The following is a 19,203-nucleotide window of genomic DNA, read 5'->3' on the forward strand; positions in this document are numbered from 1 at the left end:
AATAAAAAAATAGAAAAAACATTGTTATATCAACTGATAAATTAATAATTTAATAAACTTTATTAAAGTTTATGAAAGTTTATTAAAGTTTGTAAAACTGAATGAACTTAAGGTAATTATCACTAAAAGAAGGGGGCAGTTAGGCAGTTTTTGTATAATGATTAAAATATCTTCGAATTTCCTTTCCTATCCAAATGCCCATATCTACCGGCACAGCATTCCCGATTTGCTTGTATGCATCGTTATCTGTACCAGCAAACCTAAACCATTTTGGAAACCCCTGTAACCGGCCGTACTCTAAAACGGAATATGGCCGAATAGATTTACCATCATTTATTAATCGTGTTGATCGGTCTTTAGAGTAATGAGCGACACACGTAGGAGCAATCCCATCCAATTCAGTTATAATAGGCTTATCTCGATATGCACCATTTAACCGTCTTTGAACATAATCAGGAGCATAGACTTCTATCCCTACATCGATGATATCTTTCATCCTAACAGGCTTGCATTCGGGATAGCGTAAGTGATTAAAAGGTTTTTTTGTTCCTATTACGATCAAACGTTTTCTCTCTTGGGGAAGCCACATATTTGCATTTACAGGGCATTCAACACGTACATAATAGTTTGGTAATCGAGTTAAACATTCCATCACCACTTGAAATTTCTTCATCCCAGGAACGTTTTCAACTATATAAACTTCTGGTTGAGCTAAAGCTACATGTCGGAAGAAGTGTAAAAATAAGTCATCCCCTGTTCTAGTTCCGTGAATATCTGCAATACGACTATATTTAGTACAAGGAAATGTCCCTATGTATACATCTGCATCTTGTTGGTCTAACACAGTTATTTTTGTTATGTCGCTTTCATTGACTTTATGGTTGAAATTCATCCTTAAAGTTTCACAGGCTGTTTTATCAATCTCAAAGGATTCAAGAATATCAATCCCTGCCTCTAACATTCCTAGATCCATACCACCAGCTCCACTAAAATAACTTTTGGCAGTTATCATAAATTAATCCTCCCTTTTTATATTGTTTTGCATCCTATTTATAAGTAAGTCTAAATCCTGACTGATTTTTATAACATTCGGGTGAAGAAAACCATAACTTTTAGCAAGTTCTAACATCTGTTGTCTTTTTAATTCGATCTCTTCTTTAAGGCATGGCGTACCAACAAAATGCATAATATTAACCTCCCATAAGTTTCTTAACCTCTATATATTAATTATAATGTATACATGTATACATGTAAAGGGGAAAGGTGTTTATTTCGAAAAATTCTATAGTTTGTCTTGTTCTGTACCAAACAAAAGGCAACTAGGGTCATTTAGATTTATGAAGAAAAGATAAGAAAATAGAATAGAACCCTTAAGAACATAAACAATAAGAGTAAATTATAAAGAAAGTAGAGCTGACTAATGTTTCTGTACCCTATGTTGCTTTCAAAGTCTGATCCATTTTCCTCACCTGACTTCATTTTCGAATGGAAGAGTGATGGAATCAGAATGGAATTAATACATGAGAAAACAAAGGGAATCTCATGCTACACAAGGCATAAAACAAACTGTACTAAGCAGTTTATTGAACTACAAGACCTTAAATTTGATGAAGATCTTATATTAGACGGTGAATTAATTTGTTACGATCCAGAACTAAAAAAAGAAGACCTGGAATTAGTAATGAAACGTTTTAAACTAACGTCATCTGAAAAAATAGCTATAGCTGCTACAGAGCTTCCTTGTACCTACGTTGTGTTTGATATCCTCTATTATAAAAAACCTTTAATGAACCTTCCGTTAATGGATAGAAAACATATATTAGAACAAGTAGTTAGCCCGTCTGAATATGTACAACAAGTGATGTACCTCGATACATACGGAGAAAACTTCTTTGAATCCATTAAGGAACTTTCTTTAGAGGGATGTGTGGCCAAAAGGAAAAACAGCCTTTATTACCCTTCTAAACGTTCGGATGACTGGAAAAAAATTATTAGATATGAACATTACCAAGTAGTTATTACTGGAAAAAGAAAAAAGGAATTCGGTTTCTTATGCTCATATGTAACAAATTCAGGTTTAAAGCCAGCAGGAGTTATTGAATTCGCAACAAAAGAGCAAAGAGTAGAAGTATATCAAAAAGGAGTGGTTGATAGAGAAGATAATCTAAACGAATATTATAAACACGCGATCCCATGTACAGTAAAAACTAGAGGGAAAACAAGGGCCGGATATTTAAGAACACCTATAATAACGCAAGTTCATTAAGAAAGAGGCTTAATAAAGAATGCTGAGATCCTTTGACCTCAGCATTTCTTGCCATTAATCTTTAATAAAGATATCATCTTGGATTAAATTATTTAATCGTTCCAGTGCTTTTTTATCAGGTGTTTTAGCGTTTAAAAGCTCTTCTACAATTAAAGAAACGTTTTCTTCGGTAATTCTTTTACGATTTCTAATCGGATCAAGAGCATATTCTTTTTCTTTAGCTAAGTGAACATCGTAAATCTTTCTTATTAAAGATTTGTCAAAGGCTTTCGTATCACCATTAGCAACAATAGAACTAGAAACGTAAATTTCTCCTGACTTTACACTCACATGAAGAAACGGGGTATTTTTGCGGGCCCTATCACCATTATTTTGATAAACGTGAAAACTCCCCTCTTTATCTCCTGTGTTTTGAAGATAGAAAAATCTTTCTAGTCTTAACAATTCATTTTTTACAAACAAATTCTGAAGACTTAGATCCTCAAAGTGTGTTATCATAATGAATTTTTCCTCCTATTAGTACACATATTTTTTCCTCACCCTATATAATGCCGTTTTTATCTTTTTTTGAACTTAACTGTTTGGTTGTTATTCATCTGTTTGCTCCTTATCCAACTGTTTGTCACTATCCATCTGTTCCTCCATAAACGTTCAGTTAATACCTAAAGCTCACATGGACTAGCTCATGATCTCTAATAAACTCAAAAACAAAAAAGTTAATAAACTTTATGAAAGTTTATTAAAGATTATTAAAACTTAATAAAGATTAATAAAATTTAATAAAAAGGGTTAAAAGTGAATAAGTAATACTACATAATAGGGGTATGTCTGAAAAGGTAGCTCGCATTATACACTTATGATCTTAACCAGCTCAAACCCCTGAACTAGTGTAAAGAATCTATTTCATGTATTAAACCTATCAGTGGGTTAGTGGCTGAAACGCTTACTATTTCGCTTTTGAACTTGAAACTTAGGTATTTCACTCCCACCTAAGCGACTACATTTGCAACCAAACCTGGATTGACATTGACTATACATACTACAATTTATAAAACAAGCAGCTCGTTCATCTTCTGTTTTCATCCATTTTGGACGGCTATCCACTATCGTTACAGTCATCAAGGTATCTTACCTCCTTCAAAATAATTATATAAATGTTAAATATGTTTATAAATTTAGTTTAATGTATACATGTATACATTGTCAATTAAAAAAAGGAAGAAGGGTTATTCTTCTTCTAATTGTTGAATAAGGGAATTGATCACCCTTGAGTTATTACCATTTTGGTATTCTTTAAGAAAGTCTATAATGGTTGTTTCTAAAAGCTTTTCAACGGTAAGGTTATGTTCTGGTATCATATTTTCTAAATCACGTAGCAAGACCTCGCCACGGAGTACATAGCTTTTCTTTAATTTTAGATTAAGGTACTGGATCGTCCCCTCGTCCTTATACAAAGCATCTATTAGACTTCCTCTTTTTTTTAGCTGCGCTTTATCAGGTACACGTACCAAAAGTAAGTTATATACATGCAAAGGGTCATCTATTTCTTTAACTGATGTAAGAAACCGTCTATATAACAAATAAACCAGGTCTTCCATGCTAAAAGGATAACCTGACAATTCCGTTACATCTTCACAAAGAATCTTCCCACGAAAATACAAGTAATTAGGGATCTTCAAACTAAAAGTATAGGAATCTAATAACTTATCAAAGAAAAAGTCTTCGAATCTCTCAAGCAATGATTTGGGCTGGTTCATTTCGTTGAGCTTTATGAGCTCCTTTCCAATCAGGTCATATTGACTGTATTGTGTCATTTAATACGCACCTCACCACTTAGAAAATCTAACATTCCAATTAGCACTCTATGAGCTGTCTTACGAATACTTCTAGTCTGCCACTGAAGAGCATACTGAAACAATCTCTCGTGCTCTTCCTTTGTTAATTTAGCATGGACCGTAACAGGAAGGTTTTTATAATCAACCTCTTCAAAGTCTAAGTTGTAGTCCATGCCTTTTACAACCAGATAAGCTCCATAAGCTGTGTCCGTCATACCATTTTTATAGGCAAGAGCCCTGAAGATTCTGATTTGACGGTCTGTCATTGGGATCTTAATATCGAACTTCTTATTAGAATGTGTTTTGTGTTCTTTCCGAACATTATTAGGATTAGGAAGAGAAGGTTTGCGTGGTTTTTTTCGGTTAAACATTGGATTCAAATTGTCTGAGGTTCTATTCATAAGCTCCCCCTTTTTACTTTTTCGGGACCGTTTTTACCAAAAAGGTTTGGGTAACTAGGTAACAAGGTCATCTGGTATAAGATATGAAAGGGAAGGGGGGAGTAGACCAGGTATAAGAAAAAGAAATCTTGTCCAAAATATTACTAGATAAATAGACGAATATTTACAAATGGACAGGAGTGTATCGTATGTTTATGAAAAAGAAAAAAAGTAAAATAGGCCGGTCTGGGCTTACAGATAAGCAAGCTAAGGATTTAGCTAGACTTGCTAAGAAAATGGGTTCAAAGACTAGTATTAAAAGAGTTAATAAAGAACAATATGAATAATTAAAGTTTCATAAACTTTATGAAATGATAATAAAAGTGAGTAAAAGTGATTAAAGGTGATTCAAAATGATGAACAAGTAATAAAGAAAAAGTAGTTAGTTATACCTCTTAAGCATACTTTTTAGTTGGCGCAGCCAACGTAGCTTCTTGAAATGAAATATAAAATTGTTCTAATAAATCATTAGTTACAGCTTTAGGAATAGTACCAATACGCCCTTTAACTAAACTTTCTGCAATACGTGTTTTTTTAGTCCAGTAGTCATACTGTTGGTAGGCTTCCTGGAATCCCTCAGCAAAATCTTTACTTAAATGTTTTACTTTATTGATCGTTTGCATTAAATCATAAGTAGTACGTCTTTCTTGACGACAGAAACGAAGTAACATTAATAAATCAAAGGTATGATAACCCATAAGGTCTTTTGTCGATTTGGCAGCATCCACATGATCTACAGATCCACGTATAATAACAGGAGCTTGTTTAGTGTCAATCATCACTAGCATTTCACAAAATGAACAGTAATGTTGCTGTTCTGTTACCTTTTTTACGTTTGATCCGCAATGTGGACATTTAGCCATTAGTAAAACCCCCTAAGTAATTTCTTAACCTCTCTACATTTATAATTATAATGTATACATGTATACATGTCAAGGAAAACATCAACTTTTTAGCTTTTTTCTTATGTTTCATTGTTCTGTAACAAAAAAAGACTCTCAGATTCAAGAGTCTTATGGAATCACGCAGTAGATTTAATAATGGATCTACAACACAAACATTTCCTTTTTTTTATCTTTCTCTATTAAGCTATCTAGAGCTTCTACGAGGGTATCACAATATACATCGGATAAGGTTTCTAACACCTGTCTTTGTCCATCTGTTTCTCTAAACACAGTAATATTATAAGTATCTAGAGGGGACAATGTGATCTCGACTTTTACACCACTTTTATATAACGGGGTACTGATACTGAAGATCACTCCCTTTTCCATTGAAAGATAATTTTTAGCTCCCCAGGCAAGCAAGGCCCATCTATCAGTAATACGAATTTGATTTAGAATAATATTAGCTACATGTTCCACTAGGAAAACCTCCATTAAGAGTTATTTTCAACGAAATTCTCAGCTTGATATAAAAACAAGAAAGATGCTACTCGTTTTCTTCCCTTAAACACACGGTAGTAAGTAGTTCCGTCCTTAACAATCTTAAAAGCACCTATTTTCTTCACTATCAAGATTAACACCTCTCTTTTTTATCTGGTGGTTAGGGCAATTAAGCCCTAACCATTTAAAATTAGTTTCCGATGGTTAAAATAACTCCGGTTCTTAAACAACATGTCCACTCAAGTTTTTGGACTTTATCCTCAAAGATCCAGGAGTAAAATTCTAAGGTGGAACGATCTGGATAAAATAAGAGTTCTTGTTGCTCCTGCTTGGAATACTTTTGATTTAATTTACGTTTCAATTTTCTCTTAGCCTGATTGACTGTTAACATGTTAAAACCTCCAATGATTTTCTTAACCTCTCTACATTTATAATTATAATGTATACATGTATACATGTCAAGGTTTTTGAACAAAATAACCAGTTATATCAAGGGTTTTCTTACTTTGAAACAATCACTAAAAGAAGGTTAAAAAGGGGTTGGTTTTTCGGTTTTATTCGCTTTTGAGGTAGGCTTGGCTTGAGGCCCTTCGCGTTCTTAATCGGGATTGAACCGTATGCCCCCCTCATACTAGTCAGTGGAAGGCATATCTCCTTATTCGCTTTTGAGTTTAGGTTGGATGTGCCTTCGCAAAGCGTATGAGAGGGGGGGTTAGGAGTAGTCAAGGGATGCAGCGCAGAATTTGCCCTACGGATTCTGGCTTTAGTGGAGTTGGTTTTGCTAGGAAGTAGGGGACTTAGAAAGCGTTAGGTTGTCATCCATCCCCACAAGCAACTTACGCTTTCTTGTCCCCTACGACAAAGCAAAAATAAACGACACTTAGCCTAGAAGCCCGTTGGCCATAATTCGAGAACACCCTTGACTTCTCCGTTCGGTTCATATCCCGTGGCAGGCGTTAGCCTGGCTTCCTTTAGAAAGGGGTTATGCTCTTGGCACTCGTTCACTCGTTAAGAAATGCAATGGAACAAACAGGATGTTAGGTTGCGTACTGTGCAGCCTTACAGCCCTGTTGGTCGCTTGGATTTTAGAGGGAAGCGAACAGGTATGAGCCTGTTTGGTCCTGTTCGTTCGAGAACGATCAAGGACCTTACAGGCTCAACATGGCTGTGCCCCTAAAATGTTTAAATGTCCGTTTTTTGCCCTTCCCCATCCAGTGAAAGTAATTGGAAAGATGCTCAATCTAGAGGTATTTAAAGAGAGGAAGGATGTTTCGTATAGTACTAACTTTAGTTGGAAAGCAAAAAATGCTTTTTAAAATTCGAAAAGGTTGTCCTTAAACAACAGGGACAACCTTTAAAAATTAGATCCTGCTATTGTAGATAAATCAGGTACGAAACACCTTTAGAATGGTGATGATCAAACCAGCCCCAGATCTCATATTTAGACGTACCTTTTTTCCAAAAATAAAAATCTTTTTCAATGACCTCCTGTTCTTTTTCTTCTAGCACAAAATCATGTAGTTCTTTCCATAAACGTTCAAGCTTCTCGTCATATGTAGTAATGCATTCGCTTATATAAGTAATGGCGTTCTTTTGGTCTGCTGTAACAACCTCACCAACACTAAAAGAAATGATACGTAATAGGTCTCTTTTTAAGTCGTTGGTACACAATCCTTTCCCTTCTTTATCATCAATGGAATAGCAATAATGATAAATAAGCTCTTGTGTGAAATAAGGGGCCACATGTGTAATGAGATTGCTACGAATAGGAGCTTCTATCATTTCTAATTGGTTCATAGTTTGTCACCTCATTCAGCGATTGCAACGGCTTGGGATTCAATAGGTAAAATAATGGTCTCTCCGGCTTTTAGCTTCCCATCAAAAAGGAAATTATTTTCTGTTACCCACTCCACAAAATCAGCTTTACTTAAACGATGGTGGTCTTTAAATTGCTCTGCATAATCCCAAATAGTATCACCAGGCTTTACTTCTATCTGGACATATTCAGGCTCTTCTTTTGATAATTGATTCTGAAGAGTCGTGACAAAAACCGTAAGAGACAACACGAATAGTATAGTAAAAAGATGATCTTTAATTTTCATAAGGAAAACCTCCTAATTATTTTCTTAACCTCTGGATATACCACCTGTCAGTTTTTCTGACAGGCAGTACGTTTTTAATTAGACAAGGATGGTGAATCTAATTCAAAATCCATTTCTATAAGCCTTTCAACAAGGTTCGTATCATTGGACTGAAACTAATTTTTATAGTGTTCCATAAGGGCTTGTTTAGCCCGTTTGAACACCTCTCGATGAAGGTGAATACCTGTAGTCACCGTAATATATTTTTCAAACGCTATCCCTTGATCATGGCCGAAAGTATAAGCATTTTCGATTTCAGGTTTTAGCTCTTCTCTTTTTTGAGATAACTCCTTTTCAGCTCTCTCAAGGTTATTCTTAGCAATGACATAAAGACTTTTAGCTTTTTCTAGTTCCACTAAGCTACCTCCTAACGACTTTGGTGAAAATAGGCAATAAATTCACCTTTTTATTACGTTTAATCTTCGAACTATATATTAGTGAAAATGTAAAGGTGAATACTCTTTCGTTACTCCGTTATCATTTTCTATCAGTAGGTTCTTACTTGAACTAATGCTTTTTACTTCGTATGCTTTCCCAACTGTACAAGCCGAACCTTCAAATCCAATAGACCAAGAAGCAGTCACCATATCACCTTTACCTACAAAGCAATCCTTAACAGAACAGCCTACCCTTACTTTCATTTTCCTTCCTCCGGTTCATTAGCTACTATGATTTTCTTTATACTTCTCTTCACATTTTTCGCATAGATCTAAATCATAATCTGTCATGTTGATTTCTGTTTCATCAAAGTTCAATCCACATAATGAGCATGTTGCAACTAATTGTTCCTTCTCAAGTTTTTCTAACAAAGAGTCAAAAGACCATCCTGTTAGAGAAATAAGCAATTCATTAATAATGGATTTTTCAGAAGGGGTAGCTCGTTCATACAAGTTAAGGAGCTGTATAGTGACTTTCTCACTACATTCATCATCGTTATTCATTTCATTTTTGATCACTTCAGCTAAGTTCATAAATAAGACCTCCAAGGTATTAGTATTCTTAACTCTCTACATTTATAAGTATAATGTATACATGTATACATGTCAACTAAAAGAAGGTCTTTTTTAGTGTTTTTATTGAAAAAGTTGTTTATAAACAAGAAAAGACTAACCAATGGGTTAGTCTAACATACTTGTTTAAGAGGGTGGGCCTTATGGATAAGAATACGTTTACCTCCCCTATAGTGGAGATATTTAGTTCCTACACGGGTTACATATTCTGCTCTTCCATCGACTAGCAACTTATCCCCATAATGCCAGCTTTCTTTTCGTTGAAAAGTATTTGGGACAGGTGGAAGGAGTTCATCCTTCTGAACTAAGGCTGAAAGGTGAGGAAGGTCCCAAGAATCAATATTAAAGGGTTTCAAATATTCTTCTCTAAACATCCCAAATTTCTGGTAGTACTGATCTGCGTTTTTAGTATAACCATACAAACGGTGAACCACTTCTACTTCGTTAGTGTTTCCATCGTAATAGCTTCTACAATGTTTCCATAACGAAACCAATCGTCGTATTTTGGGTTGTAAATCTAAAAGGGATTGAAGATATTGACGTTCTTTTAGGGCTTTTTCCTTCCTGCGGTTTGTTTCAATGACTTGAATATCTTTATGAAGGTCTTTCCAGAATAAAGCCATATGTCCACCATGATAAGCCGTATTAGGGTCAACATAGGCATATCCATTTAGAATTTGTTGAGCTTCTATAGCTTGTTTTTGTTCCTCTTCAGTGGTATATTTCTTCCACGTTTCTATGTTTCGATTCCAAGGGGTTTCCTGTTGAATCACGTTATTTTGTTCGTATCTACTTAAAATTAAATGTTTTAACTGTTCAAGGGTTCGTTTCGCTGGTTCTTTATCGGATGCAGCATAAAAGAGATCCTCTTCTATTCTAGCCTTTAACATATCCCTGAAGTGCAATGTCATAGCTTCTAGAGTACTAGGACTAGGGGTATAACCCGTTAAATATTTAATTGTACTTTTTATATCTGCTAGAGATTGGTCTTTATAAATGTAACCATAAGGATGACGGTATTCTTGTTTTTTATTACTAGAAGGGGACAATTCAATTCGAATTAAATAGCGCATTTCTCCACGTTGAAATGAATCATATGTAAGATGATCTATTTTCCAAACTCCTTTAGAGTCTTTAAAGCACTTTGCCCAATCCCTTGATGTATAAGCTTCCTTGTTAGGAATAAAATTGTTTATTGCTTCAAGAGTATTCATATAGGTATATTCCTCCTAAAAAAAATAGAAGGCTAGAATACATTCAAAATGATTCTAAGCCTTAATGGTTTCATTAAATTCAAAGCTATTCCTGTTCGAATTCAATTGCTTCCTCGCAATCGGTACAACATTCTAATATCTGATAACCACCTACAAATTTCGTGTTATGACAATCGGAGTTTCTACCACAGAAAGTACATTTATTCATTGTAAGCCCTCCTGAATTTTATTATCTCTTAATAGTTATAATTATAATGTATACATGTATACATGTCAATTAAAAAAATATACTTTTCATTAAGCACAGTATTTAATTAACAAAAATTCCTTCCATTCATATAACCAATGATTTAAATTATTATTGTATTTACGGACTAAGTTTTCATAATCTTTTCGATATACCTCTTTAAGAGGTTGTCGTGAATAATGAAAGTATGGAATACTTTGCATATTCTTCCTTCCACTTGCTTGAGCTTTCCTTAGTTCTTCATCAAAAAAACACGCTTTTAGGAAGCTTAAGGGCTCTGCATGTATAATTTCGTCCCAATCCATTCCTAAGCCTTTTCCATCGCAATTAAAGGGGCATAAGTAACAACGTGATCGTCTACTTGGGAATTGATTCTCTTCAAGAAACTTAATAGAATCATCTGTCGTAAAACCTTCCTCAATCAAGGGATATGAGAGATATATGTATTTACTCTGATGTGATACATAACCACCAACACGATTTATTTCATCAAAACTAAAACCAATATCCATAATGATTGCTATATTTTTAGGCATAGGTTGTCTCGTGCTCAATCCTAACTCTGATTTAATTTGATTTCTTACTGCTTGCTGCACTGGAATGATTTTAAAATCGCCAGTACATTGCCTGGGCATCATTCCGGCTGGTTTTATCTCCCCGTTATCATCTACTTTACTGAAGTATAAGGGCATTTGAAAGCGTTGATAGTCTGTAAAGATGTACCTCATTAACATTTCTTCTAATCCACGTTTCATACTATTATGTGTCGTAACGATAAAGGGGGTAGTGTTCCCAATCATCTTTTGTCTTTCCATCCACCATGCTACTTGTTCGTGAATAAACTCTGGTTCGGCTCCTGTATCACTGAAGACTATATAATCATAATCAATATTCCCTCTAAAATGTTCTTCTAATAAGTGAGAGCTTTGTGTTCCACCACCAAAAGATAAAACGTTATAGAATCTAGTTTTACCTTCTGTTTTTGCTAAATGAATGATTTCATCCTTTGATTTCAATAAACCATTTATATATTTTTTATGTTGTCTAAAGTCGTTTTCAAGTTCAAATAGTGTTAGTTGCAAGTAAATTCCCCCCATCGTCAAAACTATTGTAGTGTTTGACCGTTAATATAATTATAACGTATACATGTATACGTGTCAAATTTAAGAAACGCATGTTCTATTTTATTAGTGAATAGAGCAACTATTTGTTAAAATATAGGTAGAAAATATAGGGGGTATGTATTTGAGACAATTACACGATAAGCCTGTTTTAGAAAGTAATTCGCAACAAGAACTGACAACAATTCCTGGTCCATTGGTTATTAAGAACTTAATCGAAAACAGCCGAAGTGACTTATTTGAAGAAGCAAAGACGGAATGGGAACTTGTGACGTACATCCCTAACGACTCTGAAGAATTCGTTGAAAACTGTGAATTATGTAACCATCGTAATTATATAGCGAATTGGCTTATCCAAAATCCAAATACAAATGCTCTTTTGAAAGTTGGGTCTGATTGTATCAAACGATTCATACAATTTGCTGGTACATCAAGTCAAACTGATAGTAATGTGTTTTTTGAGAATAGAGAGAAAGAGATAGGAAAAGAGTTAGAACTAAAGGTTAGTTATAGAGAAGTAATTGCTACACCATTGCCAACATTTCGAGTGGCTAATCGGTTTAAAAAAATCACGTTAGAACTTCTTGAGAATAGGGGACAAGTACATTTGTTGGAGTCACCAGAAGGAAGACTTGAAATAATACAAACGCTCTTTAAGCAACAAAATCCTTCTAAAAAGGAGCAAGATCATTTTCAGTGGTTAATGAGTGATCCTTCCTCACTACCTGTCCAGAAAGAAACAAAAAAGTTCAGACAGATTCACTACAAAGAAGGAAGTACTTTAACAAGACGTTCAAAAGTCACTAGATCAACGTTAAGTAGCTCTAAAGTATATCAAGATCCTTCAAAGAAATACGATTAATGTTTTAAAAATGTGAAAAGGGATAGAGGTTAGCCTCCATCCCTTTTCTTTTGGTTCTCTTACCGAGAATTCGCAAAATGATTAATAATTTTAGACCTCTTCACGAGGGTATCGTTATCTCTTTTATATCTAATTTATATCTTTAGAATAAATAATTACACGGTAGAAGTCAACAAAAGTGATAAAATTTTCTACAATTTGTAGAAAAAAATTACGTTTACTTGTACAAATGGTTATATTGAACAATTGCGTGTTGTTGAAGTGTATCATCACTTGATAAGTAATTATCCATAATAAAAGACTTCATTTCTTTTTTGATCTTTTGATTAGGGTTAACTAATTGCAACGTGTGCCAGTTGTCATTGGTCCATAAACGATAATATAGAGTTTGGGTTTTTGGGTCATATCTAGCAATTACAGGTTTAAAACGCCAAGCTATCAGAACTTCTAAATCAGATGGCATAGCTACAGAACATCGATCTCTTAAAAAACGTTCAAAAGTAATCTGTCCACCATATGTTACGGCTATTGCTTCTTCAATCCTTAGAACCCAATCTTTCTTTAAACGAGTATTTATGACTCCTTTTGTATGGTGTCTAAATTGAACAGGAGTTATCCGTTTTCTTGAAACCCGTGTCATATCAGAAACCAAAAGAGTTGTATTTCCTGGTGGTAAGCCTAAAATATTCCCAATGGGAAATACATCTGGATATTCAACGCGTGATTTACTTGTTGTAGGAATGACAACAAAAGAATCAAATCTTGGATTTACATTCCAAACAACACCATAATGAGCTCCGTCCCATTCTCCACCTACACCGGTAAAGTCCACATGAACAAAATCAAGCTTGGATATAGCAGGCTGAAAATTCCCATTTACATCAGTGAGACTATCTTTAGAATCACATTCCGCAAAGAGCTCTATTTTTTTGATAATAGCTTCTCTTTGCTCAGGTTGTAAGCTCATTACGATCTTGCGAAGATTTTCTAATTCATCAACTTGAACAGCTTCCATTCCATCACCTCTATATGGCAAAAATAGTAATCTACTAAATTATACAGTTTACATGTATACAAGACAAGTGAATTTAATAGTTTTATTTAAAAAGACTAGCAAAGGCTAGTCTTTGAGATTAAACATATCTTTCGCGAATGTTGAATTGTTCGATAGCATCTTTTACTTTTTGAGCAATGGCCTTTCCTAACTGAATAGGGACCGCATTTGCTATAGATTCTTGCATGGCACTTAAAGCACCTTTAAAGATAAACGTATCTGGAAGACTGAATAAGCGACACGCTTCTCTAAGGGAAATGATACGATTTTCCTCTGGATGTAACAACATGGCTTTTCTAGGATTTACAATCGTTACCGCAGGCTTATCCCATTCTAAGCGTTTATACATATCGCTGTGCTGACCTTTTGGGCGAATATCTTCAGGAATATCAAATACATTTCCACCTGATTTTACGTGTTTAATGCGTTCTAAAGTAATCGGCTTAGGAGTAGATATATCGTTTTGGTTCGGTATAAAAGGATTTAAACCCTTAAAAGCCTCTCGAACGGTTTTATACTCAAATGGTTTTAAAAAGGGCTTAGGGAGCTCAATAGGGCTCTCTAAACGCGAACCAATAATGAAGGCGCGTTTTCTATCTTGAGCATCACCGAAACCAGCTGAAGAAACAACACCCTTTGTTATTGAGAAAGTATTTAATTCTTGTTGGATCTCTTCAAAAAACTGTCCATTTCCAGCAGTTAAAATCTGAGGAACGTTTTCAAGAACAAAGACATAAGGATTAATTTGTTTTACACACTTTATAAATTCCTTTACTAGTTGATTGTTAGGGTTATCTAAATAATTGGATTTCCGATTAGCATTAGAAAAACCTTTACATGGACTTCCTCCGATGACAATAGGAGCATACGGTAGTTTTGATTTATCAAAATCGCGTATATCTGCTTTGGTAATGTCTCCTAAGTTATATTCATACGTCTTAGCAATTTCTTCATCTTTCTCTAGGGCGAAAATGATTTCAAACCCTTTTTCTTTAAAAGCTTGATCAAATAATCCAGCCCCACTAAAAAGAGAAACTACCTGAAGGGGAATACGAATATCTTTTAAGGCTTGCTGAATGTAAGTAACATTACTGGAAGCCGATGTTTCATATTCTAAGAAGTCTGTTATACTTAATTGCTGATAGGATTCGTCACCTACAGCTTTTTGTAAGTCTTTCTTCGATAAAGATACACAAAATTTATTTTTGACTTTAAGGATCTGACGAATATCAGTGACTTGTTTCAGTGATTTTTGAATTTGCTTTTCAGATCTTTGATTATTTAATCCTTCTTCAGAAAAACCTTCAATTACGATCTCGTCACCGTAAATTTCAACCTGTAAGAAAGATACACCTTGAAAAAGAGATAAAGCTTCCTTACTACGAATATCAATGACTGGCTTTATACCGTCCTTCAGTTTACGTTTTGATACCGTATTATCCTTTTGATTATCAGTAGGTAGAATAATAACTTTTCGGTTTTTTGCATCTATAACATATTTGTAATTAGTTCCAGCTTGAAAGGTAGTATCTAATAACTCTCGGTCTTGAAGGTAAATCCCACGCTTTGAGTTTTTAGCTTTTCTTTTTTTAATCAGATTTTTTATAAGATTTTTCATAAGTAAACCTCCCAGAAACCTACATTTTCTTAACCTCTCTACATCTATAATTATAATGTATACATGTATACATGTCAAGGTTTTTGAGGGGAAGAACCTGTATTATCAAGGGTTTCCTTGTTTTGAAACAATCACTAAAAGAAGGGGAAAAGGGTTGGTTTTTCGGTTTTATTCGCTTTTGAGGTAGGCTTGGCTTGGGGCTCTTCGCGTTCTTAATCGGGATTGAACCGTATGCCCCCCTCATACTAGTCAGTAGAAGGCATATCTCCTTATTCGCTTTTGAGTTTAGGTTGGATGTGCCTTCGCAAAGCATATGAGAGGGGGGGTTAGGAGTAGTCAAGGAATGCAGCGCAGAATTTGCCCTACGGATTCTGGCTTTAGTGGAGTTGGTTTTGCTAGGAAGTAGGGGACTTAGAAAGCGTTAGGTTGCCATCCATCCCCACAGGCAACTTACGCTTTCTTGTTCCCTACGACAAAGCAAAAATAAACGACACTTAGCCTAGAAGCCCGTTGGCCATAATTCGAGAACACCCTTGACTTCTCCGTTCGGTTCATATCCCGTGGCAGGCGTTAGCCTGGCTTCCTTCTAGAAATATAAAAGGCTTGCCAAAGCAAGATATCCTTTAAAGGTCAGGTATTTACTCTTTGCTTTTGGCACTCGTTCACTCGTTAAGAAAGGCAATGGAACAAACAGGATGTTAGGTTGCGTTTTGTGCAGCCTTACAGTCCTGTTGGTCGCTTGGGTTTTAGAGGGAAGCGAACAGGTATGAGCGTGTTGGGTCCTGTTCGTTCGAGAACGATCAAGGACCTTACAGGCTCAACGTGGCTGTGCCCCAGGAAGCACTTAAGAGTACCAGGTATAAAAGTCAAATAGATTGTCCATAACTCTACTAAGAAGATTAAGAGGTGAGGGCAATGAAATGTACTCGTTGCAATGTAATAGTACGAGTTTCAAAGGAAAGATTCTTAAGCCAAAAAAAGCTATGTGGTAGATGCCATAAGCAATATAAAAAGATAGGGAACAATCTTAAAAGAGTTTCCTATTAAGAAAGAAGAGGGACCTAGTAAATCAGGTTTCCATCTTTTTGAACAGGTTTCACGCGATACTGTTCATCTTGATTAAACTGTTCTTGATACCAATTCACAATATCCATATGGTTCACACAAAGACGAATCATATCTTCAGCTAGAGCTGTTTTTGTCATTCCACAGCTAACAGCTAATTTTTTTAACTTAGTATGAGTGTCCTGAGTTGTCGTTATATTTACACGTTCTTTTTTATCGGACCGAACTTTACGATTCTCGGTATTTTGGATTCTCAAAAAAAATCTCTCCCTTGCTAAAAAAATTTTTTAACGAAAAACGGGTTTTTCCCCTGAACAGTTGAACACATGAACATCGTTCAAGTGTTCAACATCGAAAGGGGAGTACCCTAAATATATGCAGATAGGACAAGGGTTAAAACCATAAATCTAAAAAAAAATAATAGAAAAAGGGGGAAGACCTTTTCCCCCTTTTGGAAATATCATAAAATCAAAAATAATTAGCATATACATGTACCAAGCGAAAGCTTATATGCATCAAAGGTACTGCTTTCGCTTGCTGACATAATTCATTAAAATTTGGTTAAATTTAAGCAATATTTAGCTTCCACTTTCCTCTGTCAATGGAGTGGAAATTCGCGTGAATTTGAAGGGTTTGTCTCACTTTTTCTTTCCAGTGTTGGTTTTTTTGAACCTTTTTACTTTCGGATATGACTTCATAAATAGAGTTTAAATCTGATTCTCCTCCTAAATATTCAAGAGCTCCTTGAATCAAATCCCTCCATGTCATATTCTCAAAGACTCGCAAATCGAATTCAGACGTTTTTGTTAGTTTAACAGGAACTTGCCACACTTGATTTTTCTGAAAGATTAGTAGATGTTCATGGGCGATAGGGATAAACGTTCCATTATACGTTTTTCTTCCTGAAACCGTTTGGTGTTGGGTCTTTATTAGATGAATTTCTAAATCTCCAATCCAAGCCATATCTTTAATGATGCTGTAGTATTTTCCTTTCTTTCTTACATCACCTATGAGAAAAGCGTGCCTTCCCCCATTAACAAGTGCTTGATATATTTTACTATTTACCGTATTTAGTTTTGAAATGAATTCTTCATAGGACATATTATTAGAAAGGTCATCTGGATGGCTCCTGGAATTAACCTGATTATAAGAAATAATGTCCCAATAAGCAGGATGACTAAACGTAAAATCATTTCCAAAAGGAATACTGTCTGTCAAAGCGTTCCATCCCGTGTTTAAATCCAGGTGTACACTGTTTTTAATTCCTAACTCCTTACATACATCCTTTCCTGTTCCACCTCCAGCAAACACTTCTAAGAATTTTGTAGGTTTGAAATGTTCTAATAATCCTTTAATCACATGACCACTACAATTTCCTCTATAAGAGGATTGTCCCCATTTACCACGGTTTGGAAAATCTAAAATACTTGATTGCAACATGTCTATCAGACTCCTTTAAGGTAATTTTCTAATTTTGTTGATAACTCTTTATCACACATAGTCTCTTCAGGAATTTCAATAATAGATTTAACGTGTATATTGGATTCTTTTAACCAATTCATTTCATTTTCAAAATCTAATCCTTGTTCCTCTAGCTCTTCTTCGTTCGCTTCAAAAATAACTATCTTTAGCATTCCGTTTTTCCTCCTGTATGGTGCAAGGGGGGAATCCCCCTTGCAAGATTTTTAGATTTTCAACCAACTAGCCTTTAACAAGTGAAAATGAGTATTTCGATTATTTTTCCCTTCTTCACTACAGCCACATTTAGGACATTGAATTTCGTACTCTTCCCAAAGGTTTGTTTGACTGAGAAAGATATGCTGACATGTAGGGTCATAACATTTGAATCTGAGAAGTTCGTCTGTGTCTCTTTCAATTAAGGATTTAATTTTCTTTAGGTCTTTTAAATGAATTCCTTTTTCGGGTCTGAAAGTACAGTCAAGGGAATCTAAAAAAGCCAATAGTTCCTCTAATCGTTGTTCATTTCCTTGACATTCATACACCCTAGTTTCTATCCAACTTCCCCAACGTTCCCAGGTGTCCTTGTCTAAGCCAAAAGACCAATTTCCTAATCCTTCTAAATAGCCACAAGGTCTATCTAAATCAATTTCTATTTCTAATCCATGCTCTATAATTTCTCCAATTTCCCATAAGACTCTTATTTCTCCTTGGGGAAATGGATAAGTTCCTACACATTGAATAACACCCATGTTTATCAATCTCCTTTTTATAAAAGGGGCATAGCCCCTTTATTCGGTCCAACTAGTGTAATAAGAATCGCCTTCTCCATTGTTATACAGATAGTTATAATGAACTTTCGTCATATTCTTTTCTAAACAGGCATCACTACAGTAATGCTCAAAACCTCCGTCAATGCAATAACCCTCTGTCATCACATTTTTACAGTCAGAACAAATTCGATAAGAATCATCATAGGTTCCATTTTCTTCAGCTTCTTGGTATTGCTTTGTTAAGTGTTTTAGAAGCAATTCAGCATTCTCTAGCGCGGATTGTTTGGATTGAATACGTTCGTGATTTTCGTCTTCAACTGTTTCCATAAAGCTAATAGCATCCTCTAGTGAAGAGACTAATTCACAAAGGATATTAAAGATTTTCCCCATTGATAACTCAGGAGTAATCATTGAAGAAAGAAGATGTTGTACTTGTACGTTTTGGTTTAAAAAAATGATGTTGTTCATAGGTTCTAGCTCCTTTTTCTTTTTGATTTCCGCATAACTCAGTTCCCGAAATCGGGAATCATTTTTCCCGTTTTGACAAGGAGCTCGAAGCATGAGCATAGCTAGGGGGTCAAGGGTGATCTGAGCGAAAAAGTTTTTCTTTCAAATGCTTCACCTGGAAGAAAAAGTTTTTTGCCCCTTGAACCTCTAGCTCGTTTCTTAGTTTTCAATCGAAAGGGTTCGGGGTCCCATCGATTGAAAAGTTAG

Annotated in this window: 28 protein-coding genes; 3 read left to right on the forward strand and 25 right to left on the reverse strand. The window is 35.1% G+C overall.

Features of this window, described 5'->3' with window-relative positions; all coding sequences use genetic code 11:
• Window positions 1-139: 139 nt before the first annotated feature.
• Together ACFYKX_RS25550 and ACFYKX_RS25555 are read right to left on the reverse strand one after the other, a co-directional pair.
• A complete protein-coding gene (locus ACFYKX_RS25550) occupies window positions 140-1,012 on the reverse strand; it encodes a DNA cytosine methyltransferase (protein ID WP_389364893.1) in 873 nt (290 codons plus the stop codon).
• Window positions 1,013-1,015: 3 nt separating this feature from the next.
• The gene (locus ACFYKX_RS25555) at window positions 1,016-1,186 is read right to left on the reverse strand and encodes an aspartyl-phosphate phosphatase Spo0E family protein (protein WP_389364895.1); all 171 of its coding nucleotides are present in this window, start codon (window positions 1,184-1,186) and stop codon (window positions 1,016-1,018) included.
• 249 nt (window positions 1,187-1,435) lie between these two features.
• On the opposite strand from ACFYKX_RS25555, the gene ACFYKX_RS25560 reads away from it, so the two are divergent.
• The gene (locus ACFYKX_RS25560; protein ID WP_389364943.1) at window positions 1,436-2,266 is read left to right on the forward strand and encodes an ATP-dependent DNA ligase; all 831 of its coding nucleotides are present in this window, start codon (window positions 1,436-1,438) and stop codon (window positions 2,264-2,266) included.
• Window positions 2,267-2,320: 54 nt separating this feature from the next.
• On the opposite strand, the gene ACFYKX_RS25565 is transcribed toward ACFYKX_RS25560, so the two are convergent.
• The 4 genes from ACFYKX_RS25565 to ACFYKX_RS25580 all read right to left on the reverse strand — a co-directional run bounded on the left by ACFYKX_RS25565 (window position 2,321) and on the right by ACFYKX_RS25580 (window position 4,502).
• The gene (locus ACFYKX_RS25565) at window positions 2,321-2,764 is read right to left on the reverse strand and encodes a hypothetical protein (RefSeq protein ID WP_389364897.1); all 444 of its coding nucleotides are present in this window, start codon (window positions 2,762-2,764) and stop codon (window positions 2,321-2,323) included.
• A gap of 429 nt (window positions 2,765-3,193) precedes the next feature.
• Window positions 3,194-3,388 carry a hypothetical protein gene (locus ACFYKX_RS25570; protein ID WP_389364899.1) on the reverse strand — a complete coding sequence of 65 codons (195 nt, stop codon included), beginning with the start codon at window positions 3,386-3,388 and terminating at the stop codon, window positions 3,194-3,196.
• Window positions 3,389-3,492: 104 nt separating this feature from the next.
• Window positions 3,493-4,080 (reverse strand): hypothetical protein, encoded by a 588-nt coding sequence (locus ACFYKX_RS25575; RefSeq protein WP_389364900.1) that lies wholly within the window; start codon window positions 4,078-4,080, stop codon window positions 3,493-3,495.
• Window positions 4,077-4,502 (reverse strand): hypothetical protein, encoded by a 426-nt coding sequence (locus ACFYKX_RS25580; RefSeq protein WP_389364902.1) that lies wholly within the window; start codon window positions 4,500-4,502, stop codon window positions 4,077-4,079. Before ACFYKX_RS25580 ends, ACFYKX_RS25575 begins: the two co-directional genes overlap by 4 nt.
• 188 nt (window positions 4,503-4,690) lie before the next feature.
• Here ACFYKX_RS25580 and ACFYKX_RS25585 point away from each other — a divergent pair, with 188 nt between their 5' ends.
• Entirely contained in the window at window positions 4,691-4,828 is a 138-nt protein-coding gene (locus tag ACFYKX_RS25585; RefSeq protein WP_389364903.1) for a hypothetical protein, read from the forward strand.
• A gap of 108 nt (window positions 4,829-4,936) precedes the next feature.
• Here the strand turns inward: ACFYKX_RS25585 and ACFYKX_RS25590 are convergent, their stop codons facing one another.
• The 12 genes from ACFYKX_RS25590 to ACFYKX_RS25645 form a co-directional block, all read right to left on the reverse strand.
• Window positions 4,937-5,404: a hypothetical protein gene (locus tag ACFYKX_RS25590; protein WP_389364905.1), complete on the reverse strand. Its 468-nt coding sequence runs from the start codon at window positions 5,402-5,404 to the stop codon at window positions 4,937-4,939.
• A gap of 183 nt (window positions 5,405-5,587) precedes the next feature.
• Window positions 5,588-5,905, reverse strand: coding sequence for a hypothetical protein (locus tag ACFYKX_RS25595; RefSeq protein WP_389364907.1), 318 nt, complete (start codon window positions 5,903-5,905; stop codon window positions 5,588-5,590).
• A 14-nt stretch (window positions 5,906-5,919) separates the two neighbouring features.
• A complete protein-coding gene (locus ACFYKX_RS25600; RefSeq protein WP_389364909.1) occupies window positions 5,920-6,057 on the reverse strand; it encodes a hypothetical protein in 138 nt (45 codons plus the stop codon).
• A gap of 59 nt (window positions 6,058-6,116) precedes the next feature.
• On the reverse strand, window positions 6,117-6,317 hold the full coding sequence (locus ACFYKX_RS25605; RefSeq protein ID WP_389364911.1) for a hypothetical protein: 201 nt from the start codon (window positions 6,315-6,317) through the stop codon (window positions 6,117-6,119).
• A gap of 980 nt (window positions 6,318-7,297) precedes the next feature.
• Window positions 7,298-7,723, reverse strand: coding sequence for a hypothetical protein (locus tag ACFYKX_RS25610; RefSeq protein ID WP_389364913.1), 426 nt, complete (start codon window positions 7,721-7,723; stop codon window positions 7,298-7,300).
• 11 nt (window positions 7,724-7,734) lie between these two features.
• Entirely contained in the window at window positions 7,735-8,028 is a 294-nt protein-coding gene (gene yneA, locus ACFYKX_RS25615) for a cell division suppressor protein YneA (RefSeq protein WP_389364915.1), read from the reverse strand.
• A 155-nt stretch (window positions 8,029-8,183) separates the two neighbouring features.
• Window positions 8,184-8,423, reverse strand: coding sequence for a hypothetical protein (locus ACFYKX_RS25620; RefSeq protein ID WP_389364917.1), 240 nt, complete (start codon window positions 8,421-8,423; stop codon window positions 8,184-8,186).
• Between the two features lie 78 nt (window positions 8,424-8,501).
• A complete protein-coding gene (locus tag ACFYKX_RS25625) occupies window positions 8,502-8,708 on the reverse strand; it encodes a hypothetical protein (RefSeq protein ID WP_389364919.1) in 207 nt (68 codons plus the stop codon).
• Between the two features lie 18 nt (window positions 8,709-8,726).
• On the reverse strand, window positions 8,727-9,038 hold the full coding sequence (locus ACFYKX_RS25630; RefSeq protein WP_389364921.1) for a hypothetical protein: 312 nt from the start codon (window positions 9,036-9,038) through the stop codon (window positions 8,727-8,729).
• Between the two features lie 152 nt (window positions 9,039-9,190).
• Window positions 9,191-10,291, reverse strand: a complete 1,101-nt coding sequence (locus tag ACFYKX_RS25635; protein WP_389364923.1) for a hypothetical protein — start codon at window positions 10,289-10,291, stop codon at window positions 9,191-9,193.
• 85 nt (window positions 10,292-10,376) lie between these two features.
• Complete coding sequence (locus ACFYKX_RS25640) at window positions 10,377-10,499, reverse strand: hypothetical protein (protein WP_389364924.1); 123 nt, start codon at window positions 10,497-10,499, stop codon at window positions 10,377-10,379.
• A gap of 89 nt (window positions 10,500-10,588) precedes the next feature.
• Entirely contained in the window at window positions 10,589-11,620 is a 1,032-nt protein-coding gene (locus tag ACFYKX_RS25645; protein WP_389364926.1) for a hypothetical protein, read from the reverse strand.
• Between the two features lie 163 nt (window positions 11,621-11,783).
• On the opposite strand from ACFYKX_RS25645, the gene ACFYKX_RS25650 reads away from it, so the two are divergent.
• Window positions 11,784-12,521 carry a hypothetical protein gene (locus ACFYKX_RS25650; protein WP_389364928.1) on the forward strand — a complete coding sequence of 246 codons (738 nt, stop codon included), beginning with the start codon at window positions 11,784-11,786 and terminating at the stop codon, window positions 12,519-12,521.
• Window positions 12,522-12,738: 217 nt separating this feature from the next.
• On the opposite strand, the gene ACFYKX_RS25655 is transcribed toward ACFYKX_RS25650, so the two are convergent.
• From ACFYKX_RS25655 to ACFYKX_RS25685, 7 genes are all read right to left on the reverse strand, one after another.
• A complete protein-coding gene (locus ACFYKX_RS25655; RefSeq protein WP_389364930.1) occupies window positions 12,739-13,536 on the reverse strand; it encodes a hypothetical protein in 798 nt (265 codons plus the stop codon).
• A 118-nt stretch (window positions 13,537-13,654) separates the two neighbouring features.
• Window positions 13,655-15,193 carry a DNA cytosine methyltransferase gene (locus ACFYKX_RS25660; protein WP_389364932.1) on the reverse strand — a complete coding sequence of 513 codons (1,539 nt, stop codon included), beginning with the start codon at window positions 15,191-15,193 and terminating at the stop codon, window positions 13,655-13,657.
• A gap of 1,061 nt (window positions 15,194-16,254) precedes the next feature.
• Window positions 16,255-16,515 (reverse strand): hypothetical protein, encoded by a 261-nt coding sequence (locus ACFYKX_RS25665; protein WP_389364934.1) that lies wholly within the window; start codon window positions 16,513-16,515, stop codon window positions 16,255-16,257.
• A gap of 310 nt (window positions 16,516-16,825) precedes the next feature.
• A complete protein-coding gene (locus ACFYKX_RS25670; protein ID WP_389364935.1) occupies window positions 16,826-17,698 on the reverse strand; it encodes a hypothetical protein in 873 nt (290 codons plus the stop codon).
• A 5-nt stretch (window positions 17,699-17,703) separates the two neighbouring features.
• On the reverse strand, window positions 17,704-17,892 hold the full coding sequence (locus tag ACFYKX_RS25675; protein ID WP_389364937.1) for a hypothetical protein: 189 nt from the start codon (window positions 17,890-17,892) through the stop codon (window positions 17,704-17,706).
• A 51-nt stretch (window positions 17,893-17,943) separates the two neighbouring features.
• Window positions 17,944-18,468 carry a hypothetical protein gene (locus ACFYKX_RS25680; protein ID WP_389364939.1) on the reverse strand — a complete coding sequence of 175 codons (525 nt, stop codon included), beginning with the start codon at window positions 18,466-18,468 and terminating at the stop codon, window positions 17,944-17,946.
• Between the two features lie 39 nt (window positions 18,469-18,507).
• Entirely contained in the window at window positions 18,508-18,957 is a 450-nt protein-coding gene (locus tag ACFYKX_RS25685; protein ID WP_389364941.1) for a hypothetical protein, read from the reverse strand.
• Window positions 18,958-19,203: the final 246 nt, after the last annotated feature.

This window comes from Cytobacillus spartinae, from assembly GCF_042865285.1.
GTDB lineage: Bacteria > Bacillota > Bacilli > Bacillales > Cytobacillaceae > Robertmurraya_A > Robertmurraya_A spartinae.